This is a genomic window from Ochrobactrum sp. MYb379, from assembly GCF_037479515.1.
Lineage (GTDB): Bacteria > Pseudomonadota > Alphaproteobacteria > Rhizobiales > Rhizobiaceae > Brucella.
In genome coordinates, this window is sequence record NZ_JBBGYW010000003.1 from 246152 (window position 1) to 263462 (window position 17311).

A 17311-nucleotide genomic window follows, 5' to 3' on the forward strand; every position below is an offset into this window, starting at 1 on the left:
AAGCCATGATGCGGACCACGTAAACGCAAAATGCGATTTAATGCATCACCCAGCCGCCATCGACATTCAAAGTTTGGCCAGTAATAAACCCCGCTTCATCGGACGCAAGGAACATCAAAGCGGATGCAATATCCTTTGACGATCCGCGACGTTTGACGGCCTGATGGTCCAATACAAACTTTGTATAGCCCTCAGGATCAGGATGGATTTTCTCCGCATCCGTTGGAAAAGCCCCCGGAGAAATCGCATTCACCGTGATGCCATAAGCGCCAAATTCACGTGCCCATGCTCGGGCAAGTCCAATCAAAGCGCCTTTCGATTGCACATAAGGCGAAAGCTGCGCCCAGCCACCATAGGCGGTAACGCTGGCGATATTGATAATCCGACCCCAGCCGTTTTCACGCATATGCGGCAGAGCCACCTGAACGCAGACAATGCCCGCGTCGACATTGATGCGCTGCACAGCCTGCATTTCTTCAAGCGTATAGTCTTCAAACTTCTTTGAAGGATAAATCGCGGCATTGTTGATAACGATATCAAAGCCACCAACTTCAGCAGAGATCGCTTCAAGCGCCGGTCGCAGCGCCTGCAAATCTGACAAATCAAGCGCTTGGATCGAAAGACCACTCAGAGCTTCAGCGGCGGCTTTCTCTTTCAACTCTTCAATCTTCTTCGGATCATGATCTATCGCCACAACTTTCGCGCCAGCGCGCAGAAAGTTAAGCGTTGTCTCAAGCCCAAGACCACCGGCAGCGCCCGTATAAAGAATGGTTTTGCCTGCTACGGAAAATCTAGCTTCAGCGCTCATCAGCGGCCTCCAATAGCAATATGATTTCCTGATGGCGCCGGATAATCGTCTTCGGGCTGCTTTGTGATTGCCGTAATCCGCGCTTCGCTTGCGGCAATATCGGCAGCATCGCCCAGAATGCGGAAGGTGCTATCGTAGCGGCGCTCTTCGCCATGTTCGAGCCAAATCAACTCACCACGATCACGCGCCCCACCATGCCCCAAAACATGGTTTGTCGCTGGCTCAATGCCAAGCGCATATTGTCCGGCTTGCAGGTTCTGCCATTCATACATGCAAGGGAACTGATCTTTGCGCGTCGTGACTTCAAAGCCGATGCCAAGCCGGTCATTGACGAGCGCAACCGGCACCTCCCCATTGGCGTCAGCGCCCATTTCATGCTGCCAGACCTGCTCATGAAACTGCATTTGAGGAGCTGGTAATGTGCGATAGCCAACGCCTTGTTTCTTATAATCGTCGCCCGCATGTGCAGCCCAGACAACATCCTTAACGGGTGCAAGATAACGCGAGCCTTCAGCAAGAACCGGATGCCCGACATTGATGTGATAGCAATACATATGCGGCGTGCGATAAAAACCGCGATTGGTCACGCGATCTGTCAGTTGAATATCGTTGGTGCCAGCCTTGATTTCTATGCGGCGGGTGAGTTCAAGATGTTCGCCGAACACTGTTCCCTGCGTGACCACACCTTCGCACCAGAGAAAGCATTCGTCACCTTCCCAGCGTTCGCCATAGCCAGTGAGTTTTGCAGGAATGGTGCCTATGCGGCCATGAATGGAGTGCTTTATCGTTTCACGCGGCTTATAATTATAATGGTCTGCCGGTTCGTCATACATAAAGAGAATATGATCGAGGCCGCATGTGACCAACAGGCCAGAGAACGAGCGCATCCAGCCAAGACCGCCCTCGCCCTCATATTCATGCAAGCCCGGATGGCGGAAACCAGAGGGAGAATTCCAGCCAATCGCCATACCGCGATATTCGCAATCAGCAATATCGAGCGCGCGATCAACAAGCACGGTGAAGCGTAGGCCCGTGCCTGAACGAAACTCCAGCATTCTTATGCCGCGTTCGACTCCATCTTCAAGCACCATCAGGCGTACACCAGCGAATTGCGCAAATGAACCACTGCTCGCTGCAATATCGCGACGCGACCGCGCCTCACCAAAAAGCTTCACCATTCTCGAACCTTAAATCGTCTGGCCTAAGGCCAATCCAGTCAGAAAGCGGCCAGTGTCGGAACGCTTGTTTCAAGCACCGACCGCCCACCCCCCACGGTGTTAGAGTCCCTGCGCGCGCAGCTTCCCATCAAGGAACTTCTTGGCACGCGGCACATCGGCCTCGTCGAGATGCTCGATTATCATCGGAATGTTCGGGTGCTTCTGTGCAAGACGCTTGAGATAAAGATCGTAATTCAGCGAACCAAGACCCGGAGCAGGCAGTTCGATCTCACCCACGCCGCGGAATGTATGGCTTTCAAGCGCATCTGCATCGCCAATATCCGCGTGCTTTTCGGTCTTGTCATCACCGGAACGCTTAACATCTTTGGCATGGCCGATTTTGATCTTGTCGCTCAGCGTATCGAAGACCTGATTGAGGATTTCATCCATACGGTCAATGTTGTGCGTTTCAAAATAATTGGTCGGGTCCATCAACAGGCCAAGGCCCGGATGATCGACCTGCGCAAACATTTTCACTGTTTCTTCCACCGAGCCAACGACGTTGTTCACATAGGTTTCGAGCAGGAATACCGCACCGTGATCATAGGCAAACTGCGACAGGTCAGCGATGACCTTGCGGCATTCCTCAAAACCTTCTTCGGTCTTGTTTTTCGGATGATGAACCCAATCAGACTCGGTGTTGTAGGTACCGGTTTCCGAAATCACATAAGGCGTGCCGAGATACTGAGCATGGCGGATAATCTCTTTGAGGTAGCCGACGCGACGCTCGCGCTCTGCCTTGTCTGGGTGAATAATATTGGTGTAGCCGGAAATGCACGAGATCGGCAGATTATTATCGCGGAACGTCTCGCGGATTTTAACGCACTTATCCTTGGTGATCTGACCAGCGCTCAGATCAATATCCTTGAAATGCATGTCGAGCTGCACAGTATTGAAGTCGAGAGCCCGGATTTTTTTGGCTGTTTCCTCCAGCGAGTAAGGAAAATAGCCACTGAAAATACCCACCTGCATCATGATAAAACTCCTCCCGTTTTGTATGATTACTGAATTGATATTTCGGACAATCTGACCGTGCGGCCTTCATCGATGGACTTGTAGCCTGCCTCGATGAGCGCAACCGTTTTCACATTGTCTGCCACTGATAGTGCTGGCGGCTCGCCCGAATGGATCGCATATTGCAACTGCTCCATCACGCCGATGAAAGCATGTGGGAACCACATGGTTTCCCATTTCGGGCTGACCCATTTACCGTCAGTTGTTTTCTTGGAAGCATAGGTCAGTGTCGATGGCGAACCATCGGGCCAGCCAATCGTGCCTTGCGCAACGCCATCTGTGCCTTCAACGCGCCATTTGATGTAAATATCGCTGTCAAAACCCTCTTCGCGCGGCCCTGACCAAACGTCTTCCATCGAAACAGCCATGACACCACTTGGGAACATCAGCGTTGAAACTGTAATGCCGTCCTTATGCGCGAATGCCGTGCGCGGGTCCGTGCGTGTCAGTGTAGTGATGGTGTCTGGCTCGCCAAACAGAAACCGAAGTACATCGAGATGATGCACGCTCATATTGGAGAGCGTCAGACGGTCATAATCTTCCAGAAAGCCCTGCCAATGCGGAATGGCGCGCATTTCAATTGTCGCCATAACTGGCGTTCCGATCTCACCCTTATCAAGGATCTGCTTGAGAACCCGCATCGACTGGTCGTAGCGCATGTTCTGATTGACCGAGAGAATTTTGCCCGCTGCGGCGGCTTCATCGCGAAGCGCAATGGCTTCCTCAAGCGTTAAAGCCAGTGGCTTCTGCGCGAGAATACCTTTGATATGTGGCTGTGCCAGCGCCTTGCGAATGAGTGCTGGCTGCTGATCCGGTGGATAGGCAATATCAAGAATTTCGATATTCTCGTCCGCGATCAATGCTTCAGGCGTATCGTGTACGGTCGGAATGCTCCAGCGCTCAGCAACTTCCGCCGCCTTAGCCTTTGTGCGCGAAGCAATTGCAGCAACGGCAAAACCCGCTTCCTTATAGGCGGCAAGATGGCACTCAGCCATGATCATGCCCGCGCCGATGCAACCGATTTTAAAATCCCGAACCCGAACCTGCGGATCAGGGGCGAAGCCCTGCGATACGCTCATATAACCCTCCCGCTATAAATCTCTCATCCTCCCGCTTAGAGCAGCGGCATGCTTGAAGCGACCGATAATCGCCGCAAGCTGCACAGATGAGAAATATCAACCTCCATTGATATGGCGAGGATTAATGAAGATTGATGACAGCAGTGTCAACATCATTAAAAATCATTTTCCATCAATTTTCATCTTTTTACACGCAAACACTACAAATGCGTGACCTAATATCGCGACAATTCATATGAATGATGTTTTTTGATGCGAAACTAACGCTAAAATATTCATTCATGAGGAAAACGGCCTCTCGCCCTCGCTTTAGGCTTGCAAGATTTTCAAATCTAAATACATCATTTTACATCATTTTATGAGGGACTGGATTTGCGCTCAACTCTGACCGACATCGCCAAAGCCGCAGGCGTTTCGAGCGCGACCGTTGATCGTGTATTGAACAATCGCGAAGGCGTGAAACAGCGCACCCGTGAGATCGTGTTCGAAGCAGCACGTAATCTTGGCTATCTGCCCGGCAGTACCAGTAAAGGTACCCTGCCCCTAGAGGTCGTTAAACTCGACTTTATTCTACCTGCCGGAACCAACACATTCATCGCCAATCTGCGTGATCAAATTATCAAACAAGCGGCTTTAAATCCTGAAATAGACCTGACAATTCATAGTGTCGAAGGCTTCAATCCCGATACGCTAGCACGCGCACTGGAAAGCCTGAAAGGTCAAACCAACGGTGTCGGCGTTGTTGCGCTGGATCATCCGAGCGTGCGTGAAGCAATGCGGACACTCGCCCAAGCAGACGTCCCCATTGTCACAATTGCATCCGATATTCTGCACGTTCCCCGCGTTCGCTATATTGGCATCGACAACCGCGCTGCGGGTCGTTTGGGCGGTTATATTCTCGGGCGTTTCCTTGGAAAAGCGGGCGGAACAAAGATCGCACTCTTCGCGGGTTCACTCGCATATCGCGGCCATGAAGAGCGCGAAATGGGTTTTCGGCGGGTTCTCGCAGAAGAGTTCCCGCGCTTTAACATTGTTGAACTCACAGAAATCAAAGATGACCGCGAACGCGCCTATAATGAGACCACTGCACTTCTGAAACGACACCCTGACCTCGCCGGAATTTACAATATTGGTGCAGGCAATCAGGGCATCGGACAAGCTCTGATGGACTCCGGCAAATCCGATTCCATCATATTTATCGGCCACGAACTGACCGAAAGCACGAAACGGCTGCTCTTAAACGGAACGATGGATGCCGTGATTGATCAGAATCCGCGTGTGGAAGCCCGCGAAGCATTAGCGGCACTCGTCAGCACCATCAAAAATGAACAGATCGACGAGCACCCGCCACGCATTCAGGTCATTTTCAGGGAAAACATCCCTGAAACCTGATCGGCGTATCACTTCGTGTAAAGGTCGCGCGAGCGCTCCAAATGATGACGCATCGCGCCTTCTGCACCATCCGCATCTTTCGCGGCGATTCGATCAAGAATTTCTTCATGCTCGACCAACGTGAAGTTTTCTTTACCCGTCCAGATCAGCATATGGGTATGGTATTCACGCAGCCATGCGAGCATCGCCTCGCTTAAACCCACAAAAATCGGATTGCCCGAAATCTTTGCAATACGAATGTGAAATTCCATATCGGCAGAGATAAATGCATCGGCCTCACCCAGCGACGCGCGCTGCCGATCGACGATTGCTTTCAGATCAGCAACATCCTGCGCGGTCGCTTTCAAAGCCGCTTCTCGCGCAATGCCACGCTCAAAGAAAATACGCGCGTTCTTAAGATGCTCAAGGGAATCAATCGACTGCGCCAGCATGATCTTAGCTGTTGGATCAACCTGCTGAAAGATTGACCGCGCCGTCAGTTTGAGAACTTTCGCCCGCTCGCCATGCGAAATGCTGACAAGCCCCATTTTGGCAAGCGACTGCATCGCCTCGCGGATTGCGGGGCGTCCGACGCCAAATCGCTCCATCAAGACGCGTTCCGATGGCATCTCATCGCCGGGCGTTAGCTCGCCCGACGTGATCATGTTTTCTAGCCGGTCGAATACCTCGTCCGACAATTTCCGGCGAATAATCGGTTCCGCTGGCTTATTCATGCTATCTCACTGCGCATTGTCATTCCCCCCTTATGCCTCCTCAGGCTCCGCAAAGGAAGCTGTTACCCACGATCTCGTGAATGGGCTAACAATTTTCCACTTGCAGATATTGGAATACTCATTATACCAGTTCGCACTCGGAGCCAAGCGCTTCAGTCGCATGCTTGAAAGCGAGGAGAAACTTTCGAGTAGGTGTGGAGAATAAATGTCGGAGCATTTCTGACATGGGTGGAACACTAAAGCGCATCCCGAATGATTTGAAACGGTTTTCGGAAAAATGCGCTTTAAAACAAGCAGCGAGCGACAAAAAATCCGATGAATATCTGTCTGACCTATCGCATTGAGACAACCGGCAGCATCGAACAGATGGCAGCCAAGATCGCCAGCGATCAGTCAACCGGCACTTTTGTCGCCCTTCCCGGCGAGACAGAAGAACTCAAAGCCCGCGTTGCAGCGCGTGTGCTCGAAATTCGTCCGCTTGAAGATGCAACAGTTCCCGCTTGGCCAGAACTTGAATCCGGACACGGCCCAATCAAGCGCGCCGATGTTGATATTTCCTTTCCGCTTGATGCGGTCGGCACCGACCTTGCAGCGCTGATGACCATTGCCGTTGGCGGTGTTTACTCAATCAAGGGCATGACCGGCATTCGCGTTGTCGATATGAAGCTGCCGGAAGCCTTCAAAAGCGCGCACCCCGGCCCGCAGTTCGGTATTGCCGGAAGCCGTCGCCTGACAGGTGTTGAAAAGCGCCCGATCATTGGCACGATCGTTAAGCCAGCACTGGGCCTTCGTCCGCATGAAACAGCGGAACTCGTTGGCGAACTCATTGAATCGGGCGTTGATTTCATCAAAGACGATGAAAAGCTGATGAGCCCGGCTTATTCGCCGCTCAAAGACCGCATCGCCGCAATCATGCCACTTATTCTCAATCATGAGCAGAAGACCGGCAAAAAGGTCATGTACGCTTTTGGCATTTCGCATGCCGATCCTGATGAGATGATGCGCAATCATGACATGGTGCTTGAGGCTGGCGGCAATTGCGCCGTGGTCAACATCAACTCGGTCGGCTTTGGCGGCATGAGCTTCCTGCGCAAGCGCTCTGGCCTTGTTTTGCACGCACATCGCAACGGCTGGGATATTCTGACCCGCAATCCGGGTGCAGGCATGGACTTTCGCGTCTATCAGCAATTTTGGCGCCTGCTCGGCGTCGATCAGTTCCAGATCAACGGCATCCGCGTGAAATATTGGGAGCCGGACGAAAGCTTCGTCAACTCGTTCAAGGCTGTCAGCACACCGCTATTTGATCCATCCGATTGCCCGCTTCCCGTAGCCGGTTCCGGCCAGTGGGGCGGACAGGCACCGGAAACCTATGAACGCACGGGCCGCACAACGGACCTGCTTTATCTCTGCGGCGGCGGCATCGTCAGCCACCCGGGTGGCCCTGCTGCGGGCGTTCGCGCCGTGCAGCAGGCATGGGAAGCAGCCGTCGCTGGCATCCCGCTCGAAACTTACGCAACGGACCATCCTGAACTTGCAGCTTCATTGGCCAAATTCGGGAAGGGAGGCGAATAATGTCAAAAGCACCTCACGACCTTCTTCTGTCTTACTATGGCGACGATCTCACCGGCTCCACCGACGTTATGGAGGCCATGGCTTCCAACGGCGTTGACACCGTTCTGTTCATGAACGTACCGGATGAAGAACTGCTTGCGCGCTTTTCGCATTGCAAGGCTATCGGCCTTGCGGGCACCAGCCGTAGCGAAACACCGGAATGGATGCAGGAAAACCTCACGCCTGCATTCAACTGGCTGAAGAGCCTGAACGCGGCAATCGCGCATTACAAGGTCTGTTCAACATTCGATTCATCACCCAAAGTCGGCAATATCGGCAAGGCCGTCGAAATTGGCAAAGCGATCTTTGATCAAACCTATGTGCCTGTGATCGTTGGCGCACCGCAGTTGAAGCGATACACGTCTTTCGGCAATCTGTTTGCTGCTTATCAGGGCGAAGTCTACCGCATTGACCGTCATCCGGTCATGAGCCGTCATCCTGTTACGCCGATGCATGAAGCCGATCTGCGCATGCATCTCGAACAGCAAACAGCGCTTAAAACCGTGCTTGCTGATCTCGTAGCACTTTCCGCCGCCGATGCCGACGAGCGCGTAAATGCAATAGTCAAAGATGCCGACGGCATGTTGCTGCTTGATGTCGATAGCAGCGAAAGCCAGTTGCAGGCAGGTGAACAGCTCTGGCGGCTGCGTCCCGATGCAAGCTGGTTCGTTGCTGGTTCGTCGGGCATTGAATATGCGCTTCTCGCTGCGTGGGCGAAAGCCGGACTTATTGGCGCGAAGAAAGAATTTCCGCTTCCGGGCAAAGCTGACCGCATTGCGGTTGTTTCAGGTAGTGTTTCGCCAACAACCGAACGCCAGATCCGTCATGCGACGGCATCCGGTTTTACTGGCATTGATCTCAATCCACTCGATCTGCTTGGCGAAAACGGCAATCAGGCAATCGAAACTGCTCTTGCTCAGGGGCAGCAGGCACTCCAGCAGGGCAACAGCGTCATCTTGAACACCGCGCTTGGCCCATCGGCGGATCGCGGTACAGAAATCGATAAGATCGCAGGCAGCCGCCACAAGCTGGCGCGCAGCCTCGGCTTCATCCTCCGCAGCCTAGTTGAGCGCGAGCAGTTGACCCGCGCTGTGATCGCAGGCGGCGACACTTCCAGCCACGCCTTGCGCGAGTTGCATGTCGATGCGCTTACAACACTACTTCCATTGCCTCAGACCCCGGGTTCCCCGCTCTGCACGGCACATGGCACCTATGCCGCCACCAACGGTCTTCAAGTTGCGCTTAAAGGCGGACAGGTCGGTTCTGACGGATACTTCAGCCAGATTCGTGACGGTCTCACCGCTTAAATCTGGAATACTCATTGACTGGTTATACCAGTTAAGCTACCAAAACTACGGGAAGGAAATACAATCATGACAGCTATTGCTCTGTTCGGCGCCGGTGGCAAGATGGGCTACCGTCTGGCCAAGAACCTCAAGGGTTCGCGCTTTGACGTTCGCCACATTGAAGTCAGCGAAGTCGGTAAAGCACGTCTGAAAGACGATCTCGGCATCGATACAATCGATGTTGATGCAGGCCTCGAAGGCGCAGAAGTCGTTATTCTGGCTGTTCCAGATACCATCATTGGTAAGGTTGCAGCGGGCATCGTTGACAAGCTAAAGCCAGGCACCATGGTTGTTGCACTCGATGCAGCTGCTCCATTTGCCGGTCATCTGCCAGAACGCGCAGACCTGACATATTTCGTCACGCATCCTTGCCATCCGCCAATCTTCAACGATGAAACCGATCCTGCTGCAAAGCGCGATTTCTTCGGCGGAATTGCTGCAAAGCAGCACATCGTTTCGGCTCTGATGCAGGGTCCGGAAGAAGCTTATGCTTTGGGCGAAGAAGTTGCCAAGGTCATCTGGGCTCCTGTCATGCGCTCGCACCGCGTTACTGTTGAGCAGCTCGCAATTCTCGAGCCAGGTCTTTCGGAAACCGTTGCCGCTTCGCTTCTCGTTGTTATGAAGCAGGCCATGGACGAAACCGTTCGTCGCGGCGTTCCTGAAGAAGCCGCACGCGACTTCCTGCTCGGCCACATGAATGTTCTGGGCGCTGTCATCTTTGGCGAAGTTCAGGGCGTGTTCTCGGATGCATGCAACAAGGCAATCGAATTCGGCATTCCAGCGCTGATGCGCGACGATTGGAAGAACGTGTTCGAGCCAGAAGAGATTGCAGAAAGCATTCGTCGCATCACGTAATATCTATCGGGGAGAGCGCAAGCTCTCCCTTCACTGCCTCTTGGGAAATGGGGCTTTAATTGGGAGGAAAACATGAAGTTTACACGTAGGACAATTGCGCGCGGATTTGCGATCGCAGCTCTTTCGGCCAGCTTGGCAGGCGGAGCGGTCATGCCAGCATGGGCGGCAGACCTTATCGCGATCATCACGCCATCGCATGACAATCCATTCTTTAAAGCTGAAGCCGTCGGCGCTGAAGCAAAAGCCAAAGAACTTGGCTACGAAACACTTATCCTCGTGCATGATGATGACGCTAACAAGCAGTCGCAGCTCGTCGATACGGCCATTGGTCGTGGTGCAAAAGCCATCATTCTCGACAATGCCGGTTCGGAAGCCTCTATTGCTGCCGTTCAGAAGGCAAAAGACGCTGGCATTCCATCCTTCCTGATCGACCGTGAAATCAATGCCACAGGCGTAGCAGTATCGCAGATTGTTTCCAACAATTATCAGGGTGCACAGCTCGGTGCAGAAGAGTTCGTCAAGCTGATGGGCGAAGCTGGCAATTACGTCGAACTTCTCGGTCGTGAAGCTGATCTGAATGCTGGTATTCGATCCAAGGGCTATCACGATGTTATCGATGATTATCCTGATCTAAAGATGGTTGCACAGCAGTCGGCCAATTGGAGCCAGCCAGAAGCCTTCACCAAGATGCAGAGTATTTTGCAGGCAAACCCTGACATCAAGGGCGTTATCGCTGGTAACGACACCATGGCAATGGGTGCATGGGCAGCGCTTGAAGCTGCTGGCCGCAAAGACGTGATCGTCGTTGGTTTTGACGGCTCGAACGATGTTCGCGACTCGATCAAGGCGGGCGGCATCAAGGCAACCGTTCTTCAGCCAGCCTTCGCACAGGCACAGATGGCTGTTGAACAGGCTGACCAGTACATCAAGACCGGCAAAGGTCCTGCTGAGGAAAAGCAGCTGATGGATTGCGTTCTTATCAATACTGACAATGCAGACAAGCTCGAAACCTTCGCATTGAAGGACTAACTCCCAAGGCTTGCGAGGTCGGGAGCGCAAATTTCAAAGTTAGCGCTCCCGACAGTATTTCTTCTATCGAGGATATTCTCATGTCAGTGCTGAAGTCAGCTTCCATTGTCCTGCTGGCCTGCGGCGTCGCGCTTTCGGGCTGCAAAATCATCAAGACGCCAACAGCAGAAGAAGCCGCAGAAGCACGCGGCGATAATTTCAACCCGGATCGCGCTGTTGCGCAAATCTGGGAAGGCAAAGTCGTTCCTTATTTCGCAGAAAAATCCATATCGCTTGGCGAAGTAATGGATGCTGCAAATACCAATCTCGATGAGGCTGGCGAAAAGTTCGGCCATCGCGAGAAGCAAGGCAATGCACCGTGGACCTTCGCAACCAAGCTTGAAGGCACTGTGGTTGGCGCAGAAACCAAATCGCGTGCCGCCTATGTCGATGTCGACAGCAATGGCGACGGCAAGGCCGATGCTCGTGTGCAGATCGGGCCGACCGTTCGTGGCACTGCAATCCGAGACGCTCTCAAAATTGTCAACTTCAACGAGTTCCGCAACCAGATCGAATGGGCGCAATTCGGCAAGTCATTCAATATTCTCGTCAATGACTCCATTCTCACAAAACTACCACGTGAAGACCTGATCGGTATGAAAGTGACGACAACCGGCGCTTTCCCGATGCCATCAAAGGGTCAATTGCCGCTGTTCACCCCTGTTTCTATTTCTCTGGAGAAATAATCCATGGAAGCAGAAGCAAAAAACAAGGACGACATCGTCCTCAGACTTGAGGACGTATCAAAAGTCTATTCGGGCATTGTCGCGGTCAAGCGCGCCAATCTCGAATTGCGGCGCGGCTCGGTCAATGTGCTTGTTGGCGAAAATGGCGCTGGCAAATCGACATTGATGAAGATAATCGCCGGTGTAGAACGCCCAACCATGGGCAAAATCATTCTCGACGGCGAGGAAGTATCCTTCGATAGCCCTGCTGACGCACAAAAGCGCGGCATTGCAATGATTTTTCAGGAACTGAACCTGTTTTCAAACATGTCGGTTGCAGAAAACATCTTTGCCAAGCGCGAAATCACCCGCGGCATACGCGGGATTGATCACAAGGCGCAGATCAAAAAGGCCAATGAATATCTTGACCGCCTGGATGCTGGCATTGATGCGCGAACCATGGTTGCAGACCTGCCGATTGGTCAGCAACAGCTTGTCGAAATTGCCAAAGCCGTTTCGATTGATGCGCGCATTGTCATTATGGATGAACCAACTTCCGCACTTTCAGCTGCTGAAGTTGATATTCTTTTTAAGGTCATTGCTGATCTCAAAAGTCGCGGTGTAGCCATCGTCTATATCTCGCATCGCCTGGAAGAATTGATGCGCATTGGCGATTACATCACCGTGCTTCGTGATGGGCAGATCACCGGTCAGGAAGAAATCAAAAACATCAACACGCAATGGATTGTGCGTTCGATGATTGGCTCTGATGCCAAGGATTTCGCCAAGGCTGTCACGCATAAAATGGGCGGGGAAATGTTCCGCGCCGAAAACATTACCCTGCCCCGCGCCATCGGCGGTCTGGCTGTAGACAATGTTTCACTCAGCGTTCGTGCAGGCGAAGTGCTTGGGATTTACGGCCTGATGGGTGCCGGACGCTCCGAGTTCTTTGAATGCATCATGGGGCAGCACGCTCATTCAACCGGCGAGATTTACATCGACGGCAAAAAGATCGCCGAGCGCGACACCACCCGCCGTATTCGCCGCGGACTGGCGCTGATCCCCGAGGATCGGCAGCGCGAAGGACTGGTGCAAATCTTGTCGATTGCCAGCAATCTGACACTGGCGAGCCTTGATCGTCTTGCGCGTTTTTTCCACATCGCGCCCAAGCGTGAAAAGCAAGCTATTCAGGAAGCTATCAAGGATCTGGCGATCAAAGCGCCCAACCCTGATTTTGAAGTCACCTCTATGTCAGGCGGTAACCAGCAAAAGGTTGTCATCGGCAAAGCACTGATGACCAACCCAAAAGTTCTGCTGATGGATGAGCCATCGCGCGGGATTGATGTCGGCGCAAAAGCTGACGTTTTCCGCACCATGCGCAGGCTCGCCGGTGAAGGGCTCGCCATTCTGTTTTCAACATCTGATCTGGAAGAAGTCATGGCGCTCTCCGATCGCATCGCGGTGCTCAGCAATGGGAAGCTGATTGCCATATTTGACCGCGAAAACGCGACGGAAGCCGACATTGTTGCCGCTTCGGCTAAGGGCCACGGACATGTCACCGACCATGACCAACAAACAAGGGAACTCGCGTCATGACAGCCAAAACCACGGCAGCCTCTGACCCAACCTTTTCGAGCGGCTCAGCTTTGCTGACGCTGATGAAACTGCGAACCTTCATCGCGCTTTTTGCAGTGTTTATCTTCTTCGCATTCGCAGCACCCAACTTTCTTTCGACAGCCAATCTCATTTTGATGTCGAAACACGTTGCGCTGAATGCATTCCTTGCCATGGGCATGACCTTCGTCATCATCACCGGCGGCATCGATTTGTCGGTCGGCTCCATCGTCGGCCTTTGCGGTATGGTCGCAGGCGGCTTGCTGATCTACGGCATTGACCTTGGCATTGGCTATACGATGTATTTCAACGTGATCGAAATCTCGCTGATCACGCTTGCGGTGGGTGTGGCCGTTGGCTTCGTCAACGGATTACTCATAACGCGGCTCAATGTTGCACCATTCATCGCGACACTCGGCACTCTTTATGTGGCACGCGGTCTGGCACTGCTATCATCAGACGGTCAAACCTTCCCGAACCTCGTAGGACGCGAAGACCTTGGCACACAGGGCTTTGGCTTCCTGGGCGCGGGTAGCATTATTGGCCTGCCAGTATCCATCTGGATTCTCGTCGTTGTCGCACTCGCAGCCGCCTACATCGCGCGTTACACTCCACTTGGCCGGCAGATTTTTGCTGTTGGTGGCAATGAACGTGCGGCACGCATGTCGGGTATCCGCGTTGATCGCGTAAAGATGTTCGTTTACATGTTTTCGGGCTTCTGCGCGGCGATTGCTGGCCTTATCATTTCATCCGAACTGATGGCTTCGCATCCGGCAACGGGTAACTCGTTTGAGCTGAACGCCATTGCGGCGGCGGTTCTGGGCGGCACTTCCATGTCGGGCGGACGCGGCACAATCGGCGGCACGATCATCGGTGCTTTCGTTATCGGTATTCTCTCCGACGGTCTGGTTATGATGGGCGTTTCGTCCTTCTGGCAGATGGTTATCAAAGGGCTTGTCATCATCATTGCCGTGGTGGTCGATCAGGCACAGCGCCGCCTCCAGCAGCGCGTAACACTCATGCAAATGGCAAAAGCAGGATAAAAATGGCAGACTTGAATGGCGCTCTCATCGGTTGTGGTTTCTTCGCAATCAATCAGATGCATGGATGGAATGATGTTTCAGGTGCCAAAATTGTGGCGATCTGCGACCGCGATCCAGAGCGGCTGAAGATTGTTGGCGATCAGTTCGGCATCGAACGCCGCTACACGGATGCAAACGCGCTATTCGCCGATGGCGGCATCGACTTTGTCGATATTGCCACCACCGTTTCAAGCCATCGCGCTCTGGTGGAACTTGCAGCTGCTCATAAGGTGCCTGCAATCTGCCAGAAGCCATTTGCCAAAACGCTTGATGATGCCAAGGCCATGGTTAAGGTCTGTGATGATGCAGGCATTCCGTTGATGGTGCATGAAAACTTCCGCTGGCAAACGCCTATTCAGGCCGTTAGCAAAGCGCTCGACAGCGGTGTTATCGGTACACCATTCTGGGGCCGTTTCTCGTTCCGCTCGGGATTCGACGTGTTTTCCGGCCAGCCATATCTTGCGGAAGGTGAACGCTTCATCATTGAAGATCTCGGCATCCACACGCTTGATATTGCGCGCTTTATCCTTGGTGATGTGACAAGCCTTGTCGCACGCACCAAGCGCGTCAACCCGAAGATCAAGGGCGAGGACGTTGCAACCATTCTCATGGACCATGAAAATGGCGCCACTTCGATTGTCGATGTAAGCTATGCAACCAAGCTCGAAACCGATCCATTCCCGGAAACGCTGATTGAACTTGATGGCACGGAAGGCTCAATCCGTCTTTATCAGGGTTATCGCCTTGAAGTGATTACGCCTGCTGGCACTACAGTTTCTGACGTTTCGCCTGCATTGCTCTCATGGGCATCGCGCCCATGGCACAATATTCAGGAAAGCGTTTTTGCCATTCAGCAACATTGGGTGAACAAGCTTGCATCGGGTGAAGAAACCTCAACCTCGGGCGCTGACAATCTCAAGACTTTCGCGCTTGTAGAAGCGGCCTATGACAGCGCTGCAAGCGGCAATCGCGTCGATATTACGGCGTTGCTCAAATGAGCAGCGTCGATCCCTTCCTGCTGTATGGCACTCGTGAGGCTGAAACCCCGCCTCAGCACCTCAAAGCTGACTTATTGTCAGTCGATCTGAGCAACGGCAATCTTCGTACCATCAAATATGATGGTGTGGAGATTCTGCGCGCAGTCTCCTATTTGGTGCGTGATCGAGACTGGGGGACTTACAGCCCGGCAATCCACGATCTAAATGTCGAGCAAAGTGCCAGCGGTTTTAGCGTCTCCTATCAGGCACGCTGCGAAGGCCCGGATGCAACGCAACTCGCTATCGATGTGCGTATTAAGGCTGATAGCAATGGCGAACTGACTTTTGACGCCGTGGCCAACACCGCAACCGGCTTTGAAGCAAACCGCTGCGGTTTCTGCATTCTGCATCCGATTGTCGGCGTTGCCGGTTCGCCTGTCACTGTTGAACATGTCGATGGCACGCTTAACGAAACCCATCTGCCTGATCTCATTGAACCGTGGCAACCGTTTAAGGACATGCGCGCTATCACCCACGAGGCAATGCCGGGCGTTTTCGCCGAGTGCCGTATGGAAGGCGATACATTTGAGATGGAAGACCAGCGCAACTGGTCTGATGCATCTTACAAAACCTATGTGCGCCCGCTCGCTTTGCCTTGGCCTTACCAGCTTGAAGCAGCGCAACCTTTGCATCAGCGCATTGTCCTCAATATTCGCGACACGCGCGAAGCTGATTCAAAGACGACGAAAAGTGCTGAACCCGTGCGCATTACGCTCGGTAAGACAAGCGGCGCCATGCCGAATATCGGCATCATCATCACGCCGGAAGAGGCCAAAGCAAGCCTTGCTGCAATTGATGTTTTGCAAGAGATTGCGCCGCAGGATTTGCTATTTCACTACGATCCGCTGGCGGGTCATGACGGATCAGCATTTGTCGATTTTGCAGCACTGACAAAACATCACAAAGGTCGCGTTTCGCTTGAAATTGCATTGCCTTGCGAGAAATCACTCATTGATGAAACCAAGGCCATCGCCTCAGACATGAAAGCGGCAGGCTTTACGCCAGACGCGATCATGATCTCACCGGCAATCGATCGGCAATCGACACCGCCGGGGAGCGAATGGCCACCCTGCCCGCCGCTTGAAGATGTTTATGCGGCAGCACGAGCAGCCTTCCCGGATGTGCAGCTTGGCGGCGGCATGCTGAGCTATTTCACCGAGCTTAATCGCAAGCGCGTTCCCGGTGACCTGATCGATTTTGTCAGCCACTGCACCAATCCCATTGTGCATGCTGCGGATGATTTGAGCGTCATGCAGACGCTTGAAGCGCTGCCTTTCATCACGCGTTCGGTGCGTGCGATTTATGGCGATAAGCCCTATCGCATCGGACCATCGACCATTCCTATGCGCCAGAATCCCTATGGCAGCCGCACGATGGAAAATCCGAATGGCAAACGTATTGCCATGGCCAACCGCGATCCGCGCCATAACGGAAAATTCGCGGAAAGCTTTGCTTTTGCCTATGTCATTTCAGTGCTGAATGCAGGTCTCGACAGCCTCACACTTTCGGCGCTCACCGGCCCATTCGGACTTATTGCTGGTGACAACGAACCGACAGCTGCGGGTCACAAGCGCCCTCTGTTTAACACCGTAAAAGTGCTGGCTGATCTTGCGGGCAAAAGCTGGAAACAATGCCGGACCTCGCGCCCATCTGACGTTCTGGCAATGGCAGTGGAAGACAAGATTTGGCTCGTTAACATCACTCCGCATGAACAGACTATGTCTGTTCCAAACGGCAAGATAATTTCCCTGTCACCCTACGAGGTTAGCTCAATAAGCATCTAAAAAAAACCGGGCTATGGCCCGGTTTT

At 53.1% G+C, this 17311-nt stretch carries 15 protein-coding genes; 10 read left to right on the forward strand and 5 right to left on the reverse strand.

Going from position 1 to position 17311, the window contains the following annotated elements:
- Positions 1-37 precede the first annotated feature (37 nt).
- The 4 genes from WH356_RS08410 to WH356_RS08425 form a co-directional block, all read right to left on the reverse strand.
- Complete coding sequence (locus tag WH356_RS08410; RefSeq protein ID WP_339509774.1) at positions 38-808, reverse strand: SDR family NAD(P)-dependent oxidoreductase; 771 nt, start codon at positions 806-808, stop codon at positions 38-40.
- On the reverse strand, positions 808-1986 hold the full coding sequence (locus tag WH356_RS08415; RefSeq protein WP_339509776.1) for an aldose 1-epimerase family protein: 1179 nt from the start codon (positions 1984-1986) through the stop codon (positions 808-810). The genes WH356_RS08410 and WH356_RS08415 overlap by 1 nt, the downstream gene beginning before the upstream one ends.
- 99 nt (positions 1987-2085) lie before the next feature.
- Positions 2086-3000 (reverse strand): sugar phosphate isomerase/epimerase family protein, encoded by a 915-nt coding sequence (locus WH356_RS08420; RefSeq protein ID WP_339509778.1) that lies wholly within the window; start codon positions 2998-3000, stop codon positions 2086-2088.
- A 26-nt stretch (positions 3001-3026) separates the two neighbouring features.
- Positions 3027-4118, reverse strand: a complete 1092-nt coding sequence (locus WH356_RS08425) for a Gfo/Idh/MocA family protein (protein WP_339509780.1) — start codon at positions 4116-4118, stop codon at positions 3027-3029.
- 372 nt (positions 4119-4490) lie between these two features.
- Between WH356_RS08425 and WH356_RS08430 the strand changes: the two genes are divergently transcribed.
- Positions 4491-5510: a LacI family DNA-binding transcriptional regulator gene (locus tag WH356_RS08430; RefSeq protein WP_339509782.1), complete on the forward strand. Its 1020-nt coding sequence runs from the start codon at positions 4491-4493 to the stop codon at positions 5508-5510.
- Positions 5511-5518: 8 nt separating this feature from the next.
- Here WH356_RS08430 and WH356_RS08435 read toward each other — a convergent pair whose 3' ends face one another.
- Positions 5519-6223: a transcriptional regulator NanR gene (locus WH356_RS08435; RefSeq protein ID WP_339509784.1), complete on the reverse strand. Its 705-nt coding sequence runs from the start codon at positions 6221-6223 to the stop codon at positions 5519-5521.
- Positions 6224-6538: 315 nt separating this feature from the next.
- Here WH356_RS08435 and oiaX point away from each other — a divergent pair, with 315 nt between their 5' ends.
- The 9 genes from oiaX (at position 6539) to apnL (ending at position 17285) form a co-directional block, all read left to right on the forward strand.
- Complete coding sequence (oiaX, locus tag WH356_RS08440) at positions 6539-7795, forward strand: 3-oxo-isoapionate-4-phosphate decarboxylase OiaX (protein ID WP_339509786.1); 1257 nt, start codon at positions 6539-6541, stop codon at positions 7793-7795.
- Positions 7795-9141, forward strand: coding sequence for a four-carbon acid sugar kinase family protein (locus WH356_RS08445; RefSeq protein ID WP_339509788.1), 1347 nt, complete (start codon positions 7795-7797; stop codon positions 9139-9141). Before oiaX ends, WH356_RS08445 begins: the two co-directional genes overlap by 1 nt.
- A gap of 66 nt (positions 9142-9207) precedes the next feature.
- On the forward strand, positions 9208-10035 hold the full coding sequence (locus WH356_RS08450) for a phosphogluconate dehydrogenase C-terminal domain-containing protein (protein ID WP_339509790.1): 828 nt from the start codon (positions 9208-9210) through the stop codon (positions 10033-10035).
- Between the two features lie 72 nt (positions 10036-10107).
- A complete protein-coding gene (locus tag WH356_RS08455) occupies positions 10108-11064 on the forward strand; it encodes a D-ribose ABC transporter substrate-binding protein (protein WP_339509792.1) in 957 nt (318 codons plus the stop codon).
- A gap of 80 nt (positions 11065-11144) precedes the next feature.
- Positions 11145-11789: a DUF2291 family protein gene (locus WH356_RS08460; RefSeq protein ID WP_339509794.1), complete on the forward strand. Its 645-nt coding sequence runs from the start codon at positions 11145-11147 to the stop codon at positions 11787-11789.
- Positions 11790-11792: 3 nt separating this feature from the next.
- Positions 11793-13364: a sugar ABC transporter ATP-binding protein gene (locus WH356_RS08465; RefSeq protein ID WP_339509796.1), complete on the forward strand. Its 1572-nt coding sequence runs from the start codon at positions 11793-11795 to the stop codon at positions 13362-13364.
- Complete coding sequence (locus WH356_RS08470; RefSeq protein WP_339509798.1) at positions 13361-14425, forward strand: ABC transporter permease; 1065 nt, start codon at positions 13361-13363, stop codon at positions 14423-14425. The genes WH356_RS08465 and WH356_RS08470 overlap by 4 nt, the downstream gene beginning before the upstream one ends.
- A 2-nt stretch (positions 14426-14427) precedes the next feature.
- The gene (locus tag WH356_RS08475) at positions 14428-15462 is read left to right on the forward strand and encodes a Gfo/Idh/MocA family protein (protein ID WP_339509800.1); all 1035 of its coding nucleotides are present in this window, start codon (positions 14428-14430) and stop codon (positions 15460-15462) included.
- The gene (gene apnL / locus WH356_RS08480; protein WP_339509802.1) at positions 15459-17285 is read left to right on the forward strand and encodes a D-apionate lactonase; all 1827 of its coding nucleotides are present in this window, start codon (positions 15459-15461) and stop codon (positions 17283-17285) included. The genes WH356_RS08475 and apnL overlap by 4 nt, the downstream gene beginning before the upstream one ends.
- Positions 17286-17311: the final 26 nt, after the last annotated feature.